Consider the following 17,602-nt stretch of genomic DNA (forward strand, 5'->3'; position numbering starts at 1 on the left):
GCTGGCGGCCACCCTGGTGACCCACGACGGCCAGGTGCGTTTCCCGGCGGCCAACTAAGGAGAACAGAGATGGTCGATCCCTTTATCGCCAGCCTTACCGTCTTCGTGCTGGCCGTGTTTGTCGGCTACCACGTGGTGTGGAACGTCACCCCGGCGCTGCATACCCCGCTGATGGCGGTGACCAATGCCATTTCCGGCATCATCATCGTCGGTGCCATGCTGCAGGTGGTGGACATCAACGGTTCCGAAATCACCCTCACCTCGGTGCTGGGTACCATCGGCATCTTCCTGGCCAGCATCAACATCTTCGGCGGCTTCATGGTCACCCAGCGCATGCTGGACATGTTCAAGAAGAAGAAAAAATAAGGAAGAACCATGGCTAATATTTCCGCAGTACTTTATCTGGTGGCGGCCGTGCTGTTCATCCTGGCGCTCAAGGGGCTGTCCAGCCCGGTGACGGCGCTGCGCGGCAACAAGTTCGGCATCATCGGCATGGTCATCGCCGTGGGTACCACCTTCATGATCATGGACAAGCCGGTGCTGGGGCTGATTGCCGCTGCCATCATCGGTGGTGCCGTGATTGGTGGCTGGAAGGCCAAGACGGTTGAAATGACCGGCATGCCGGAGCTGGTGGCCGCCATGCACTCGCTGGTGGGCCTGTCCGCGGTACTGATTGCCGTGGCTGCCATTTTCCATACCGGCGTGGAACACACCCCGGTGCAGAAGGTGGAACTGTTTATTGGCGCGTTTATTGGTGCCATCACCTTTACCGCCTCGGTCATTGCCTACGGCAAGCTGTCCGGCCGCTTTGGTTCCAAGGCTGTCAGCTTCAATGGTCAGCATTTGCTGAACCTGGTGCTGGCACTGGCCATGGTGGGTTTTGGCGTGGCCTACTTCGTGACCGACAGCCATGCAGCCTTCCTGCTGATGGTGGCCATTGCGCTGGTACTGGGCGTGACGCTGATCATCCCGATTGGCGGTGCCGACATGCCGGTAGTGGTGTCCATGCTCAACTCCTACTCCGGCTGGGCGGCGGCGGGTATCGGCTTCACGCTGAACAACCCGGTGCTGATCATTGCCGGTGCTTGCGTGGGTTCGTCCGGTGCCATTCTGTCCTACATCATGTGCAAGGCGATGAACCGTTCCATCGTGTCCGTGCTGCTGGGTGGCTTTGGTGCCGAGGCGGCGGCTGGTGGTGCGGCGGGTGACAGTGGCCCGAAGAACTACAAGTCCGGTTCGGCAGAAGACGCAGCCTTCCTGATGAGCAATGCCGACAGCGTGGTGATCGTGCCGGGTTATGGCCTGGCGGTATCGCGCGCCCAGCATGCCTTGCAGGAGTTTGCCGAGTTGCTGCACGAGAAGGGCGTTACCGTGCGTTACGCCATTCACCCGGTGGCAGGCCGCATGCCGGGCCACATGAACGTGCTGCTGGCCGAAGCCGAAGTGCCGTACGAGCAGGTGCTGGAGATGGAGGAGATCAACTCCGACTTCAACAATACCGACGTGGTGCTGGTGATTGGTGCCAACGACGTGGTGAACCCGGCCGCGCAGAAGGACAAGTCCAGCCCCATCTACGGCATGCCGATTCTGGAAGCGCACAAGGCACGTACCGTGATCGTGGTGAAGCGTTCGATGAGCGTGGGCTATGCCGGCCTCGACAACGAGCTGTTCTACATGGACAAGACCATGATGGTGTTTGGCGATGCCAAGAAAGTGGTGGAAGACCTGGTGAAGGGCGTGGTGCACTAAGCACTGCTGGCCAAGGTATCACCCCACCCAACCCCGCCTGCATGGCGGGGTTTTTTCATGCTGTGCAGCCAGTTCAACGGCTATGGCCGTCCTTCTGGAGAGTTGACAGTGGTCGCCGGATGGAACTCATGGCTGGTTCCGGCCTCTTAAATATTAGTATTGTTTAATTTTGGAGATCGCAATGCACTGGAAAACCACCGCCATCATTGTCGCCCTGTTGTCTGCCCCGGTGCTGGCCCGGCCAAACCTGATCGGTACTGACTGGCAGCTGGTGTCGCCCAAGGTGGCCGAACCGCAACCCACGCTGTCGTTTCAGGCCAAGGGCATCAGCGGCTTTGCCGGCTGTAACCGTTTTACCGGCCACAGCAATGCCGAAGGCAAACTGGTGATTGCCACCACGCGCATGATGTGCCCCCCGGCCATGATGCAAACCGAACAGGCCTATGTCGGTTTCCTGTCGCAACCCTTCCAGATCAAGACCGACGGCAAGGCACAGCAACTGGTACTGACGGGTAAGGCTGGCGACGAATACCGCTTTGTGCGCAAGCAGGACAAGGCCGCAGGCCAGAACACCGCTGCCACGACCCCGGCACAACGCCCGCAATATCTGTATGTGAGTGCCGTGCGCAAGAACTGCAGTGCCGGTGCGGGGCAGATGCAATGCCTGCAGGTACGCAGCAGTGAAAACCAGCCCTGGCAGCTGTTCTATGGCGAAATCGAAGGCTTTACCCCGCAGCCTGATACCGCCTACTACCTGAAGCTGCGTTATGAAACGGTGGCCAATCCTCCGGCGGATGCCTCGGCGGTACGGACCATTCTGGAGCGCGTGGTGTTCAGTGAAACAGTCACGCGCACCAAGATGTAAGCAGTCCGTGTGATGGCAAGAAAAAAGCCCGCTTGTGCGGGCTTTCTTTGTGGTTGGCAATGGGGCTCAGTCGCCCTTGGCCAGTGCCAGTTCCAGGCTGCGGTGGTAATGCTGTGCGGCCTGTTCTTCCTTGCCGGTGGCTTCAAACAGCCGGGCCAGTTCGGCATTGGCGCACAGGGTGGGCTCGATGGAGTTGCTGGCTTCCAGATAGCTTTGCGCCTTGCCCCACAGTTGCTGGTTCATGGCCAGACGGCCCAGCGCCAGCAGCAGCATGTAGTCGCGCGGACGGGTTTTCAGCCAGTCCTCTGCACTGCGCATCAGTTCCAGACGTTTTTCCGGCGACAGGCGCTCGGCCAGCTGGCCCAGTTCGCGGGCCAGTTCCGGCGTCGCTTGGTCTTCGTCGGCCAGTGCTTCGGCCAGCAGGGTAGCTGCATAGTCGAAGTCTTCCAGCGCAATCAACCGGCTGACGATCTCGCTGACCAGAACAGGGTTGCGACGCTCGGCTTCCGGAATGCGGCGCAGCCAGTCGCGCACCTCGCGGCTGCCGACAAAGCCGGTCAGCTGCTGGCTGTAAGCGGCCAGGCGATAACGGCGGGCTTGTGACGGTTCCAGCGCCTCGGCCTTGAGCAGTTTTTCGGTCAGTGCCAATACCGCTTCTGGCTGACGTTGCAGCAAACGCACTTTCAGTTCCAGGCGCAGGGCATTGGTGAGGTTGGGCGACAGGGCACGGGCGCGCTCGATGGCTGCCAGTGCGCCCAGCGCGTCCTTGGCTTCCAGCTTCAGCTCGGCATCCAGCATGTGGCGCGCCAGTTGCAGGCGCTCGGGCAGGGTGTCCAGCTGTTGCAGGTACTGGTCACGCTTGTCCAGATCGCCGGTAGCACCGGCAGAGCGGGCGGCCAGCAGCAGGGCCAGCGCACGGTTTTCTGCCGCGTACTCGTCTTCCATGGCCTTGAGGGCTTCGCGTTCGGCTTTCTGGAAGCGGCCTTCAAAAAAGGCGATCCCCGCTTCGCGCAGCGCGTGACGGGCGGCTTTCAGTTTTTTCTGACGCTGGAAACGCTTGACCTCGGCCGGCAGCCCGGCAGTGATGCTGATGACGCGCATCACGGCATAAGCCAGCACGATAAGCACCACAATGCCCAGCAGCAGCAGGTTGAACGACACTTCCATGCGCCATGGCGGCAGGAACAGGATGGCGTAGCCGGTATTCAGGGTGGAGGCCAGCCCCACCAGTACGGCCAGCGCAAACAGGCCGGTAATCCAGATGACGAATTTCACCGCTTAGTCTCCCTTGTTGCCCTGCGCGTCACGAACCGCCTTCAGGCTGGCGTTGAGGTCGGGCAGGGTGACGGACAGCGGAGCGGACTTGAGCTCTTGCAAGGTGGCCAGCCACTGGCGCGTGGCCGGGGCGTTGCCATCGAAATAGCGCTGCACATAATCCTGGGCGGCATTGATGTCGGCGCTGTAGGTGGTGCCGTCACGTTGCAGCAGCGCCAGGCGTGCGTCCAGCAGACGCATTTTCAGGTTCTCGCGCAGGAAGAAGGACTGCTCCGGCGACAGCAGCAGGGCTTCGGGCTTGTCCATGCGGCGGATGTGCACCAGCTCGCCCAGGCTCTGGCTGATGTCGGCCACCAGACGTTCCCAGAAGGGGGCGGTGTCCGCCACGCGCTTGGTGGTTTGCTTGTCCTGCAGATGATGGGCATCCACCACCAGCGGCATGCTGCTGCTGGACAGCATCAGGCGGTCCAGCTTCACGGTCAGGCCGACGCTGTCCAGAACCGGCAGCGCCTTGAGTTTTTCCAGGTCGGTAGCCACTGCCTTTTTCACGGCAATCAACTGCGGCTGATCGAACTTGGACAGGCGTGCGTCCACCATTTGCAAGGCGGAGATGGCCGCCGTGACATTACCGGCCAGCTGCAGCTGCTGGCTGGCAATGGCCAGCGTGTGTTCCACCTCGGACAGCAGCCAGTCGGAGCGGTTTTTGGTCAGCTCCTGATACATGCCGTTCAGGGTGTTGTATTGACCGGCGGATTCATTCACGCGGGTTTCCAGCACCGCCAGCTTGGCATCGGTGGCGCGGGCGGCGCTGAGCGCCTGTTCGGTCAGGCCGCGCAATTCCTTGGAGGCACCATTGCCTTCGGCCATGCGGCCCGCCAGTTCCTGGCGTGCGGCGGCCAGTTCCTGCTGGGTGCTGTACAGCTGATAGCCCGACAGGCCAAGGGCGGCCAGTGCCACCAGCAGGGCCAGGTTCAGCTGTTTTTTGCGGGCGGGACGGGGAGTGTCGACAGTCTGGGTTTCGCTCATGGGTGACGGCAGAACCATTCTCTGAGGCCGCTGACGAGCGCTTCGTCATCGGCCCGGGTTGTCACGATGCGTGTCGCGCCCAGTGCCTGCAATCGTTCGGCAATGCGCGGGTGCGGCACGCAATACAAAAGGCATTGTAACGTCACGGCCCTTGCCGGGCCAGCCAGTCTGAACAATTGCTCCACCATTTCGCTGGAAGTGATCACCATGGCGTCTGGCGGGTCATTATCCAGCAAGCTCCAGTCCGGCGTGCCGTCCACGCGCTGGTAGACCTCGGCCAGTGTCACATCGGCTCCGCGCTGGCGCAGGGTGTCGGCCAGCAAGGTGCGGCCGCCAAGGCCCCGCACGATCAGCCAGCGCTGGCCGGCAACATCCGCCAGCTGGGGCAGGGCCAGCAGGGCTTCGCTGTCGCTGCCGGCGGTGGGGAACAGGATGTCCTGCCCGCTGAGCCCGGCCAGGCGGCGTGCGCTGGCCTGACCCACGCAAGCCAGTCGGGCGTTGAGAGCTTGTTGTTGCAGTACCGGCCAGGCGATGTCGATGGCGCTGGGGCTGACAAAAAACAGCCAGTCCGCCTGTGCGGCTTGTTGTGGCAAGTGTGCCAGCGCATCAGGACGAGGCTGGATGTCCATCACCGGGAAGGGCTGACCCTGCCAGCCGGCATCGGCCAGCAGGGTCTGCAAACGGCCGCTTTGTGCGGCCGGTCTGGCCACCAGGATGCGGCGGCCGGCTGTTGTCATGCCTGGTCTTTCAGTACGGCGTCGATCAGCGGCTTGGCACCATCGTCCAGCAGACGCTTGGCCACGGCGCGGCCCAGCGAGTCGGCATACTGACGCGGCGCACTGGCGGTGGCGGTCAGCATGACCGAGCCATCCGGATGCGCCACAAAGCCGCCCAGGGTGAGCACGTCATCGGTCAGGGTGGCAAAGGCGCCCAGCGGCACCTGGCAGCTGCCGCCCAGTTCGCGCGCCAGTGCACGTTCGGCGCTGACACAGGCGTGGGTATCCGGGTGGTTCAAGGGTTGCAGCAGGGCCAGCATGTCGGCGCGGTCGGCACGGATTTCAATACCCAGTGCACCTTGACCGGCGGCCGGCAGGCTTTCGGACGGGGCGAGTTCTGCGCGAATCCGGTCGTGTAGTTCCAAGCGCTTCAGGCCGGCGGCAGCCAGAATGATCGCGTCGTACTCGCCTTCGTCCAGCTTGCGCAAGCGGGTTTGCACATTGCCACGCAACGGTTTGATCACCAGTTGCGGGTAGCGGGCGCGCAGTTGCGATTCGCGGCGCAGGCTGGAGGTGCCCACCACGCTGCCTGCCGGCAGCTCGGCCAGGCTGGCAAACTTGTTGGAGACAAAGGCATCGCGCGGGTCTTCGCGTTCGCAGATGGCGGCCAGGGTAAAGCCCTCCGGCAGCACCATGGGCACGTCCTTGATGGAGTGTACGGCGAGGTCGGCACGGCCTTCGGCCAGGGCAATTTCCAGCTCTTTCACGAACAGGCCCTTGCCGCCGATCTTGGACAGGGTCTTGTCCAGAATCTGGTCGCCCTGGGTGGTCATGCCCAGAATCTCGACGGTAAGGTGCGGGTACAGTGCTTGCAGGCGGGCCTGGATATGTTCGGCCTGCCACATGGCCAGGCGGCTTTCGCGGCTGGCAATGACGATCTTGTCCATGAATTGCGGTCCTGACGATGAATTTTCGCCCGATTCTAGCATGCAGCCGGGGCGATGCCTGGAGTGGCATCAAGGAAAAGCCATTTCCTGCCCAGGGTCACGATCAAGGGTGAACCCGCGTTGCTGTTGTGCACAAAATGTGCGAAAAAAATCAGGAAAATTCGGTAATGAACACACTACAGCTGCAATGCTGCCTATGATGGTCGTTGCGCAGCCGCTTGAAGTCAGATTGCAGTCTGACTTGAACAGGTTGCCCGACCATTTAATAAACAGGCCAACGGCCATGCCACGCTCGACATGGTGTCAGTACCGATTGGCCAGACAATGCAACAAAGGAAACAGGACATGACGGAGCTGGACAAGGATCTTCCCCTACGTGCCGACCTGGCGCGGCTGGACCGCCTCTTGGGCGAAGTGTTGCATGCCCAGGAAGGACCGCAGGTATATCAGGAGGTAAAGGCCATTGCGGCACGTACCCCGGAGCAGCGCGCATTGCCGCTGCCGGATACCTTGTCGCCCAAGGCCACCACCGCCCTGGTGCGCGCCTGTGGCCTGTATGCGCAGTTATTCAATATTGCGGAAGACCTGCACCACACCCGTCGTCGTCGTGCGCACCAGATTGCCGGTTCGCGCCCGCAGCAAGGCAGCCTGAACCGGGCACTGGCACGCCTGAAAGAGGAAGGCGTCAGCTTTGCCCAGCTGTCCGACACCCTGCAGGATGCCTATGTCGGTGCCATCCTTACCGCCCACCCCACCGAAGTGCAGCGCCAGAGCGTGCTGGACGGCCACCGGGCGGTGCGCAAATTCCTCAGCCAGCTCGGCTCGCCGGACCTGACCCCGGAAGAGGAAACCGAACTGGATGGCAAGCTCAAGCGGGTGATCCTGTCCATGTGGCAGACTTCGGAAATCCGCCATTTCAAGCTGTCGGTGGAAGACGAAATCAAGAACGGCGTGGCCTACCACCCGATGACCTTCTTCTCCGCCCTGCCGCGCTTGTACGACCGTCTGGGCAAGGAAGTGACTTCCGCCTGGGGGCAAAGCCCGGTGTTGCCGCCCTTCATTCGCGTGGGCAGCTGGATTGGTGGCGACCGTGACGGCAACCCCAATGTCAACGCCACCGTGTTGCGCCATGCCTTTACCCTGCAAGCCACCCAGGCTTTCGAGCACTACCTGTCCGAGCTGGCATCGCTGTACCGCGAACTGTCGCTGTCCGAGCGCCATGTCAGCGTGAGCCCGGCCTTGCAGGCCCTGTCCGACCAGACCCCGGACAACAAGGAAAGCCGCGAGCAGGAACCCTATCGCCGCGCGCTGGCCACCATTGAAGCCCGTTTGCTGGGCAAGGCTGCCGAGCTGGGGCTGGCGGTGCGTGGCCGCTGGCCGGTGGCCGAAGCCTATCGTGATACCGCCGCCTTCCAGGCTGACCTTGCCATCGTGGCGGATTCGCTGATTGCCCATGGCAGCGACTTGCTGGCCGATGGCCGCCTGGCACGCCTGCGCCGCGCGGTGGAAGTGTTCGGCTTCTTCCTGATGCCGGTGGACCTGCGCCAGTTTGCCGGCATGCACGAAGCGGTGGTGAGCGAACTGTTTTCCAGTGCCGGACTGGAACATTACCCGGCGCTGGACGAGGCCGCGCGCATCCGCGTATTGCTGCGCGAACTGGCCACCCCGCGCCTGCTGTACTCGCCGTATCAGCAGTACAGCGCCGATACCGAAAAAGAGCTGGCCATCTTCCGCGAAGCCGCACTGATCCAGCAGCAGTTCGGTACCGAGGCCATCAGCCAGAGCATCATTTCCAACTGCGCTTCGGTCAGCGACATCCTGGCGCTGGCGCTGATCCTGAAGGAAACCGGCCTGATCCGGCTGGAAAACGGCCTGCCGGTGTCCACCATCAACGTGGTGCCGCTGTTCGAAACCATTGCCGATCTGGTGGCCGCCACCGACATCATGGACACGCTGTTTGCGCTGCCGTGGTACCAGTTGCTGCTCAAGAGCCGCGGCATGCTGCAAGAAGTGATGCTGGGCTACTCCGACAGCAACAAGGATGGCGGTTATCTCACCAGCCAGTGGGAGCTGTACAAGGCGGAACAGCGTCTGGTGCAGAGCTTTGACAAGGCAGGGGTCAAGCTGCGTCTGTTCCACGGCCGTGGCGGCTCGGTGGGCCGTGGTGGCGGCCCGTCCTTCGAGGCCATCATGGCGCAACCGGCCGGCAGCGTAGCCGGACGCATCCGCATTACCGAGCAGGGCGAGGTGATTGCCTCCAAGTATTCCGACCCTGACATCGGCACCCGTAACCTGGAAGCGCTGGTGGCTGCCACGCTGGAAGCCAGCCTTACCACCCACCCCAGCTGCGAGGCGGATGGCGAAGTATTCGACGAGCTGTCCGAAGCTGCCTTCAAGGCCTATCGCCAGCTGGTGGAAACCGAAGGCTTCATGCAGTACTTCCTGGAAGCCACGCCGATCAATGCCATTGCCAAGCTCAACATCGGCAGCCGTCCGGCGTCGCGCAAGAGCCTGGCCAGCATCAAGGACTGCGTGCCATTCCCTGGGTGTTCTCCTGGTCGCAATCGCGGGTGATGCTGCCCGGCTGGTTCGGTTTCGGCTCAGCCGTGGCCGGTTTCATTGCCCGCCATGGCGACGAAGGCCTGGCCCGTCTGCAAGGCTTGTATCGCACATCGCCCTTCTTCCAGGTGATTCTGTCCAATATGGAACAGGTGCTGGCCAAGGCCGACCTGGGCATTGCACGCCGTTTTGCCGCGCTGGTGTCCGACCGGGCGCTGGCGGACAAGCTGTTTGGCCAGATTGAAGCAGAATGGCAGAAGACCCACGATGCCTTCTTTGCCATCAGCGGCCAGACCAGCCTGCTGGAACAGAACCCCACCCTGCACCGCAGCCTGGAAACCCGTCTGCCGTACCTGGATGCACTCAACCTGCTGCAGGCCGACCTGCTGCAACGCCTGCGTGCCAACCCGGACGATGCCGAGGCGCTGTACGCCATTCACCTCACCATCAATGGCACCTCGGCTGGTTTGCGTAATAGCGGCTGATCTGTCTTTCCGCTGGGCAATAAAAAACCGTCACCCTTGGTGGCGGTTTTTTGTTATCAGCACCTGGCAGCAGCCTGCGGCTGGTCGGATCCGGCCATCCGGCGCTGCCCGGTTTCCTGCAAACCCAGAATCAGCAGGATGGCAATCACGCTGCAAGCAATGAAAAACAGACCGGATTGCTGAAAGTGTTGCAGCAAGGTGCCCGGCCTGTTGTTGCTGAAGGGCAGGAACAGGTTGTAGAGCATGCCCACCAGGGTGGCACAACCAAACACCAGGAAGTTGGCACAGCCGGCGGCACTGCCCTTTACCCGGTCCGGGTTCACTTCCTTGCTGATGCTCACCACCAGCAATTCGGCACCGGATACCACGCCCAGCAACAGCATGCTCACGGTGCCGGGCAACAGATCCGGAAACAGGAATAGCTGCAACATCACCAGCAGCATCAGTACCGCCCCGCTGCACAGCACCGGCTTGCGCAGGCCCAGCCGGTCTGACCACAGGCCAAACAAGGGGCTGCCGATAATCCAGCCCAGCGACACCACCGAGCTGGCCAATACGGCATCGGCATAGCTGTATTGCCGGTCGGTCTGGAGCAAGTCCACCGCCCAGGTCATGGCAAACACCGAGGTGGGCACGGTCATCAGGCCGCCTATCACCCCGGCCAGCCAGGATTGCCGGTTCGACAGAATGATGCGGAAGGGCTCCAGCAAGCCAAGTGATGTTGTGCCAGCCGGAGTGGTGGTGCTTGGCGGCGGATGTGCGCCGGGCCGCAATAACACCATGAACCCGATGGCCAGCAGCAAGATCAAGCCTGCCAGTGCCGCCCAGTATGTGCTCATGCTCAGGCCGCTGCTCAGTGCCTGGCCAATTCCGTACTGGCCCAGATAGCCGCCCAGGTTGCCACTGGCCTGGGTGATGCCCAGCACGGTGGCCAGCCGGTGTGGGCTGAAGCCTTGCGTGGCAATGAACACACAGCCGGGCCAGGCAAAGGCGCAGCCGGCCCCTTGCAGCAAGCGGCCGACATAGCCGCCGCTTTGGGAGCCAGCCAGAAAGCACAGGCAGCCGATGGCCAGAATCACGCAGCCGGCTACCAGCGGCGTGCGCGGACCAAGGTGGTCGATGGACAGCCCGGCAACCAGGCTGCACAAGGAATAGGTAATGAAGTAGCTACCCAGCAAACTGCCTGCCTGTAACGGGGTGATGCCGAATTGTGTGGCCAGCGGATGCAGCATGACAGCCGGGCTGGTGCGGACCACATAGTCCAGAAAATAAAACACGGCACCCAATAACCAGGCCAGTAACAGCAGCCGGGCAGGGGATAAGGGGCGGGATGGTGTCATGGGCTGCTCCCTGGTGATCCATCTGGTTTGGATACTGGAGAAGTGCCCCGGCCAGGCCAGCCGGGGCCCAAGGCTTAACGGCGCAGGAAATTGCTTTCGATCAGCTCTACCACCTCGCCGCCATGGCCGGACAGGATGGCCTTGGCTGAATACAGCGCGGTATGCAGCACTTCTCCTGTGGTGACGGTGGGCGGCATGACCAGTTCGTACTGGTTCACCTTCACATCCAGCAGCATCGGACCGGGCTCGGCCAGCCACTGCGCAACGGCCTCCGGCAGCTGGTCGGCATGTTCCACGCGCAGGCCCTTGAAGCCGATGGCTTCGGCCATTTTCACCCAGTCAGGGTTGTGCAGATCGGTGAAGGCATTCATCAGGCCTTCGGTTTTTTGTTCGATCTCGACAAAGTCGAGCGCGCTGTTGTTGAGGATGACAATCTTGATGTCCAGCCCCTCTTGCACGATGGTCAGCAAGTCGCCCATCAGCATGGACAGGCCGCCGTCACCGCAGATGGCAATCACTTGCCGGTGCGGGAAGGCGTTCTTGATGCCCAGCGCCTCCGGCATGGCATTGGCCATGGTGCCGTGGATCAGGCTGGCCAGCGTGCGGCGCTTGCCATTGGCAGTGGTGTGGCGCAGCAGCCAGACCATGGCGGTACCGGAGTCTCCCACCAGAAAGGCATCGTCAGCGGCCATCTGGTCAATCAGCTTAACCAGATATTGCGGGTGAATCAGGCCGTTATGCCCCGGCTTTTCTTGTTCTGTCAGCCAGTGCAGTGATTTCTGGTGCAGCTTCAGGCACTCCTGCAGGAAGTTGTCGTCCTGCCGTTCCGGCAGGCGTGGCAGCAGTTTTTGCAAGGTGGTGCGGATGTCACCCACCACGCCCAGTTTCACCGGATGGCGCCGCCCCAGGTGCGTGGCCTGATTGTCCACCTGCAGGATGGTGGCGCGGTGCGGGTAGAACGATGTCCAGGCAAAATCCGCCCCCAGCAACAACAGCGTGTCGCACTCCTGGGTGGCGTGATAGCCCGATTCAATACCCAGCATGCCGGTCATGCCCACATTGAACGGATTGTCCGGCTCGATGAAGTCCTTGGCGCGGCTGGTGTGCGCCACCGGAGCCTTGAGCCGCGCGCCAGCTCGATGATTTCGGCATGGGCATCGGCACAACCGGAGCCGCAATACAGTGCCAGCCGCTCGGAAGACAGCAGCAGATGCGCCATTTCATCCAGCTCGGCTTCGGACGGGCTGCACACCGGCTGTGGATGATGGGCGCTGAACGGCAGGCCCGGCGCTACACATTGACCGGCCAGATCGCCCGGCACAATCAGCACGGCCACGCCACGCAGATTGATGGCCGCCTGTGCGGCCTGGGCGGTGAGTCGTCTGGCTTGGGAAGGATGGTAGATCGTGGCGCAAAAATGACTGCAGGTTTTGAAAATGGATGCCAGATCCACTTCTTGCGGAAACTCCATGCCCAGTTCGGTCAGCGCCACCTGGGTGGCAATCATCACCACCGGCGAGCGATTGCGGTGTGCTTCAAGCAGGCCGTTGATGGTATGCAGGCTGCCCGGACCGCAGCTGCCGGCGCAGGCAGTGAGGCCGCCGGTCATGTAACTTTCCGCCCCGGCTGCCATGGCGGCCACCTCTTCGTGGCGTACATGTACCCATTTGATCTGGCTGTGGCGGATGGCGTCGGTGATGTGGTTGAGCGTGTCGCCGACGATACCGTAGCAGTTCTTTACTCCGGCTTGTTCCAGTGTTTCGACAATGATTTTACCGACAGTGTTGTGTTGCATTGCGGGTGTCTCCATGGGTGGGCTGGTCGGAAGGCGTGCTGAAACTGTGGTAACCGCGCTGTACAGCAAGCAGGGTTTTGTTGAGATGGGCTGTCTGCTACAAGCCGAAGTTACTGTTTTGCATCTTTGTCCCTGTTGCCCTGCTCTGTCCCCATCCATTTTCTGGAGTTATCACAAGAAGAATTATTTGTTATTCGTCTTTTTTTCCCTTGCGACAGAGAAATTTCCTTTTCCTCCGCTGACTCCCTTCAGCCCCTTGTTTTTGCCATTGGCGCGCAATCATGCTCCAGCCAGTCAGCTCGACGGCGCGATGTACCCCGCAAGCCAGGGCGCACCATGAACCCGCACAGATGACACTCCGCAACAGCCCTTCAGGAGCATGCCATGACCGACTCTGTCGATTTCCTTCCACCGGATTCTGCCGGTAGTGCACGCCGGGTTTTTCTCAAGCAGCTGGCGGCCGCCTCCAGCAGCCTGCCTTTGGGCAAGGCGCTGGCCGGCGGCTCGGCGACAGCCATGCTGTTGCAGTCTGCAGACGCCACGGCCGCGCCCTCCGGCAAGCCGGTCATCAATACCGTATATGGCTATCAGAGTTTTGGTCCGGATGAAGCGGCCTTTGTCGAGGCCATGCTCAACATCATGTGTCCGGCCGACCATCTCACCCCCGGTGGAGTGGACTGCGGTCTCGCCATCTATATCGACCGTCAGCTGGCCGGCAGCTTTGGCCAGGGGGCGCGGCGCTACGCCGCAGGGCCATTCCTGCAGGGGGCTGCCCAGTGCGGGCCGCAACTGCCGCTGACGCCGGAGCAGTATTTCAAGGCAGGCGTAGCAGAAGCTGACCGTGCTGCGCAGAGGCTTTATGGCCAGTTGTTTGATGTACTGACTCCACAACAGGGCGATGCCTTCCTGCAGCAGCTGGCGGCAGGGCGGGTGGCCGGCGAACAGCTGGATCTGGCTGAATGGTTCAACTCCCTGGTGTACCCGCTATTTGCCGAAGCCTGTTTTGCCGACCCGCTCTATGGCGGCAATGTGGGCATGGTGTTCTGGAAGATGATCGGCTACCCCGGCCTGCCTGCCACGCATGCGCTGGATGTCGTCCAGTATCTTGGCAAGCCTTATCCCGGTGCTGCCAATCCCAAATCCATCGCCGACTTCAGCTAGGGACAAGTCATGAAAACACGTGCAAGCAAAACCGTGGTCATTGTGGGGGGCGGCCTTACCGCCGGCCTGATTGCCCGCCAGCTGACCGCCAAAGGGGTGGAAGTCCTGGTACTGGAACGCGGTGGCGATCACAGCAAGGGTCCGGAATCCAGCCTGCCCAACCAGCGGGATGAACTGCGCTGGGCCGTGCGTCAGGGTCTGATTCAGGACTGGTCGCGTGAAACCTATACCCTGCGCCATCAGCACAACCAGACTGCCTTGCCGGTGCGCTGGATGGAATCCTTCCTGCCGGGGCAGGGGCTGGGCGGGGCTGGCAATCACTGGAACGGCCACCTGTGGCGCTGGGCCGAGTACGACCCGCAGCTGCGCAGCCATTATCTGCATCGCTACGGCAAGCAGGCGATTCCGGCGGACATGCCCTTGCAGGACTGGGGGGTGACATATGCCCAGCTGGAGCCGTATCACGACTTGTTCGAGAAACTGTTCGGCGTCTCCGGGCAGGCAGGCAATATTGGCGGCAAGAAACTGCCGGGTGGTAATCCCTTCGAAGCACCGCGCAGCGGGCCTTATCCGCAAGCGCCCTTGCAGGTGCTGGAGTCCGGGCTGGTGTTCAAGCAGGCTTGTGAGCAACTGGGTTATCACGCCTTTCCGCAGGCAGCGGCCAATTCTTCCGGGGCCTATACCAACCCGGACGGGCAAAAGCTGGGGCAATGCCAGTATTGCGGTCATTGCGAGCGATTCATCTGCGAAGCCAATGCCAAGGGGTCGCCGCAGGTGTTGCTGTATCCCATGCTGCGCGAGCGCAAGAGCTTTGAAGTGCGGCTCAATACCCAGGTACTGGGGCTGCGCTACGATGCCGCCGGCAAACGTGCCACCGCCGTGCATTGCCTGGATTTGCTGACCGGCGAGGAATACGAGCAGCCCGCCGAAGTAATCGTGCTGGCGGCCTTTACCATGAGCAATACCCAGTTGCTGCTGCACAGCAAGATTGGCAAACCGTACGACCCGGTCAGCAATACCGGCGTGGTGGGGAAGAACTTCTGCTATCAGGTGAATGCCGGGGTGGATCTGTTCTTCAAGGACAAATGGTTCAACCCCTTCCTGGCCAGCGGCAGTACCCAGATGGTGATCGACGAATTCAACAACGACAATTTCGACCACAGCGGCCTGGGCTTTCTGGGTGGTGCCACCATTCAGGCCTACCAGTTCAGCGGACGTCCCATCAAGGGACGACGGGTGCCGGATGGCACGCCGCGCTGGGGAACCGCGTGGAAGCAGGCCAATGCCGACTGGTATGCCCACTCCATGACGCTGGGCATCGAAGGCAGCTGCTATCCGCATCGTGGCAACTACCTCAGCCTGGACCCGACCTATCGCGATGCCTATGGCCGGCCGCTGATCCGCATGACCTTCGACTTCCGCGACAACGAACAGAAAATGGCAGCCTTCCTCAGCAACAAGATGATGGAAATCGCCCGGCACTGCGGTGCGGACAAGGTGGGCAGCCTGCAAGGTCTGGTCACCCCGTTTGACAGCCGGCTGTACCAGACCACCCACATCGTGGGTGGCACCATCATGGGCGAGACACCGCATGACAGTGTGGTTTCCCCCCATCTGCAACATTGGGACGCCCACAACCTGTTTGTGGTGGGGGCGTCGGTCTATCCGCACAACTCCGGTTACAACCCCACCGGCCCGCTAGGCGCACTCGCCCTGCGGCTGGGGGATGACCTGCAGCGCTATCTGCAGCGTCCGGGCCGTCTGTAACGCCATCTGGCCGCCCGCACGGTGCGGCCTTGTTCACCCCAAAGGAGATTCCCATGCGTATTTTCCTGTTTGCAGCTGCCTTGCTGCCGTTGTCGGCATTCGCGGCTGGCCCAGCTACGCCGCCCGCTGCTTTTGCCCAGTGCGCTGCCTGTCACAGCGTGACCGGCAGCAATGGTGTTGGCCCCAGCCTGAAAGGTGTGATCGGGCGCAAGGTTGGCAGTTATCCGGGCTTTCGTTACAGCCGGGCGATGAAAACCCTGGGCAAGAGCTGGGATAAATCCCTGCTCTCCGCCTATCTGGCCAATCCGCAGCAAACCATTCCGGGTAATGTGATGCCGTTTGCCGGGGTGCCGGATGTCGGCCAGCGCAATGCCATCATCGCTTATCTGGCGACATTGAAATAAAGCCGGCCAGTGCACGGGACGGGGGTGGCGGCGCGCCGTGGGTTCGCGTCGGCCCCCGTGGCGGCTGTGTTCCCGTCTGGCGGCTCAGCCTGTCCGGGTAGTCCGGCATGGCCGGAGCACCCTGCGTTAGCAGGACTGCTGTTGATCGGCAAGAGGCCCGCCTCCCGCCCATGGGCCAGCAGGCAAGCTCCCGGCTTATGCGGAATATCGGCAGCTGTTTGTTGCCAACCCGCTGTCAGAACCCGGAGTCGCCATGTCCACTGCCTTCCCTCATCTGCTGTCCCCCTTGCGTATCGGCAAGCTGACCCTGCGCAACCGCATTGTTTCCACCGGCCACGACACCGTATTGCCGGTTGACTGCCAGGTCAGCCCGGCGCTGATTGCCTACCATGCCGCGCGGGCGCGTGGCGGAGTCGGCCTGATCGTGCTGCAGGTGTCCGGCGTGCACGAAAGTGCGCGTTATACCTCGCACGCGCTGATGGCCGCCGACGACAGTTGCATTCCCGGCTATCGTGCGCTGGCCGAAGCCGTGCATGCCGCAGGGGCTACGCTGTTTGCCCAGCTGTTTCATCCGGGCCGTGAAATCATGGAAACCGCCGATGGCATGCAGGCGGTGGCGTATTCCGCCTCTGCCGTGCCCAGCGAGCGCTTTCACGTGATGCCGCGCGCCCTGAGCGAAAGCGAAATCGCGGCCTTGATTGCCGGCTATGCCGCTGCGGCGCGGCGCATCCGCACGGCGGGGCTCGACGGGGTGGAAATCGTCGCCAGCCATGGCTATCTGCCGGTGCAGTTTCTCAACCCGAGGCTGAATCTGCGCACGGACGGCTATGGTGGAAACCTTGACGGCAGGCTGCGTTTTTTGCGCGAGGTGGTGGCGGCCATTCGCGCCGCAGTCGATGAAGACTGCGTGGTGGGCTTGCGCATTTCGCTGGATGAGCGCGACAGCGAGGGCCTGCAGGAAGACGAAGCCTTGCAAGCCTGTGTCGCGCTGCAAGACCAGCTGGATTATGTCAGCCTGGTGGCCGGTACCTCGGCCAGCCTGGGTGGCGCGGTGCATATTGCCCCGCCGATGGCGTTTCCGGCAGCTTATCTCGCTACCCCGGCCGGACGTTTCCGCCAGGCGCTGTCCATTCCATTGCTGCTGGCGGGCCGCATCAACCAGCCGCAAGAGGCGGAACAACTGCTGGCCAACGGCGTGGTGGATGCCTGCGGCATGACACGGGCGCTGATTTGCGACCCGGAGCTGCCCAACAAGTTGGCCAGGCAGCAGCCGGATGCCATCCGCGCCTGCATTGCCTGCAATCAGTCCTGTATTGGCCGTTTTCACCGCGGCCTGCCCATTTCCTGCATCCAGAACCCGCTTTCCGGGCGCGAATTGCAGTTCGGCCCGCTGACACCTGCCAGCAAGCCGCGCCTTCTCAGCAGCAGTAATGATTTCCATTGCCTGTTGCTTGGCTTTGCGGAGTTCGTCCGCAACGCGCTTTTCAGCAGCTTCCAGATCTTGCTTGCCACG

At 62.0% G+C, this 17,602-nt stretch carries 15 protein-coding genes and 1 pseudogene; 9 read left to right on the forward strand and 7 right to left on the reverse strand.

Translation table 11 applies throughout. The features are described 5' to 3' along the window. Nucleotides 1–69: 69 nt before the first annotated feature. The 3 genes from AWT75_RS18680 to AWT75_RS18690 all read left to right on the forward strand — a co-directional run bounded on the left by AWT75_RS18680 (nt 70) and on the right by AWT75_RS18690 (nt 2,614). Nucleotides 70–366, forward strand: a complete 297-nt coding sequence (locus tag AWT75_RS18680) for a proton-translocating transhydrogenase family protein (protein WP_045848133.1) — start codon at nt 70–72, stop codon at nt 364–366. Nucleotides 367–375: 9 nt separating this feature from the next. After that, complete coding sequence (locus AWT75_RS18685; protein WP_045848132.1) at nt 376–1,749, forward strand: NAD(P)(+) transhydrogenase (Re/Si-specific) subunit beta; 1,374 nt, start codon at nt 376–378, stop codon at nt 1,747–1,749. A gap of 181 nt (nt 1,750–1,930) precedes the next feature. Further along, nucleotides 1,931–2,614, forward strand: a complete 684-nt coding sequence (locus AWT75_RS18690; protein WP_062791140.1) for an META and DUF4377 domain-containing protein — start codon at nt 1,931–1,933, stop codon at nt 2,612–2,614. A gap of 66 nt (nt 2,615–2,680) precedes the next feature. Here AWT75_RS18690 and AWT75_RS18695 read toward each other — a convergent pair whose 3' ends face one another. Genes AWT75_RS18695 through hemC form a run of 4 tightly spaced genes read right to left on the reverse strand, consistent with a single transcriptional unit; the run spans nt 2,681 to nt 6,578 of the window. Further along, complete coding sequence (locus AWT75_RS18695) at nt 2,681–3,889, reverse strand: heme biosynthesis HemY N-terminal domain-containing protein (protein WP_045848131.1); 1,209 nt, start codon at nt 3,887–3,889, stop codon at nt 2,681–2,683. 3 nt (nt 3,890–3,892) lie between these two features. Beyond that, nucleotides 3,893–4,915, reverse strand: coding sequence for a uroporphyrinogen-III C-methyltransferase (locus AWT75_RS18700; RefSeq protein WP_062791142.1), 1,023 nt, complete (start codon nt 4,913–4,915; stop codon nt 3,893–3,895). After that, complete coding sequence (locus tag AWT75_RS18705) at nt 4,912–5,652, reverse strand: uroporphyrinogen-III synthase (protein ID WP_062791144.1); 741 nt, start codon at nt 5,650–5,652, stop codon at nt 4,912–4,914. The genes AWT75_RS18700 and AWT75_RS18705 overlap by 4 nt, the downstream gene beginning before the upstream one ends. Continuing rightward, entirely contained in the window at nt 5,649–6,578 is a 930-nt protein-coding gene (gene hemC / locus AWT75_RS18710) for a hydroxymethylbilane synthase (RefSeq protein ID WP_062791146.1), read from the reverse strand. Before hemC ends, AWT75_RS18705 begins: the two co-directional genes overlap by 4 nt. A 345-nt stretch (nt 6,579–6,923) precedes the next feature. Between hemC and ppc the strand changes: the two are divergent. Further along, nucleotides 6,924–9,622: pseudogene (gene ppc / locus AWT75_RS18715) on the forward strand (phosphoenolpyruvate carboxylase). 56 nt (nt 9,623–9,678) lie between these two features. Here the strand turns inward: ppc and AWT75_RS18720 are convergent. The 3 genes from AWT75_RS18720 to AWT75_RS22340 form a co-directional block, all read right to left on the reverse strand. Beyond that, nucleotides 9,679–10,962 carry an MFS transporter gene (locus AWT75_RS18720; RefSeq protein WP_045848127.1) on the reverse strand — a complete coding sequence of 428 codons (1,284 nt, stop codon included), beginning with the start codon at nt 10,960–10,962 and terminating at the stop codon, nt 9,679–9,681. A gap of 74 nt (nt 10,963–11,036) precedes the next feature. Next, nucleotides 11,037–12,074 carry a thiamine pyrophosphate-dependent enzyme gene (locus tag AWT75_RS22335; protein ID WP_204377110.1) on the reverse strand — a complete coding sequence of 346 codons (1,038 nt, stop codon included), beginning with the start codon at nt 12,072–12,074 and terminating at the stop codon, nt 11,037–11,039. Then, a complete protein-coding gene (locus AWT75_RS22340) occupies nt 12,011–12,757 on the reverse strand; it encodes a thiamine pyrophosphate-binding protein (protein WP_204377111.1) in 747 nt (248 codons plus the stop codon). The genes AWT75_RS22335 and AWT75_RS22340 overlap by 64 nt, the downstream gene beginning before the upstream one ends. A 13-nt stretch (nt 12,758–12,770) precedes the next feature. On the opposite strand from AWT75_RS22340, the gene AWT75_RS21410 reads away from it, so the two are divergent. The 5 genes from AWT75_RS21410 to AWT75_RS18745 form a co-directional block, all read left to right on the forward strand. Next, nucleotides 12,771–13,097, forward strand: a complete 327-nt coding sequence (locus tag AWT75_RS21410) for a hypothetical protein (RefSeq protein ID WP_153013384.1) — start codon at nt 12,771–12,773, stop codon at nt 13,095–13,097. 44 nt (nt 13,098–13,141) lie between these two features. Further along, nucleotides 13,142–13,918 carry a gluconate 2-dehydrogenase subunit 3 family protein gene (locus AWT75_RS18730; protein WP_062791148.1) on the forward strand — a complete coding sequence of 259 codons (777 nt, stop codon included), beginning with the start codon at nt 13,142–13,144 and terminating at the stop codon, nt 13,916–13,918. A gap of 9 nt (nt 13,919–13,927) precedes the next feature. Next, a complete protein-coding gene (locus AWT75_RS18735) occupies nt 13,928–15,685 on the forward strand; it encodes a GMC family oxidoreductase (RefSeq protein ID WP_062791150.1) in 1,758 nt (585 codons plus the stop codon). A gap of 53 nt (nt 15,686–15,738) precedes the next feature. Continuing rightward, nucleotides 15,739–16,089, forward strand: coding sequence for a c-type cytochrome (locus tag AWT75_RS18740; RefSeq protein WP_062791152.1), 351 nt, complete (start codon nt 15,739–15,741; stop codon nt 16,087–16,089). Between the two features lie 253 nt (nt 16,090–16,342). Beyond that, a partial coding sequence (locus AWT75_RS18745) for an oxidoreductase (protein WP_476726754.1) occupies nt 16,343–17,602 on the forward strand: 1,260 nt, incomplete at its 3' end.

It is taken from the genome of Aquitalea pelogenes (assembly GCF_001515305.1).
In the GTDB taxonomy this organism is placed as follows: Bacteria; Pseudomonadota; Gammaproteobacteria; order Burkholderiales; family Chromobacteriaceae; genus Aquitalea; species Aquitalea pelogenes.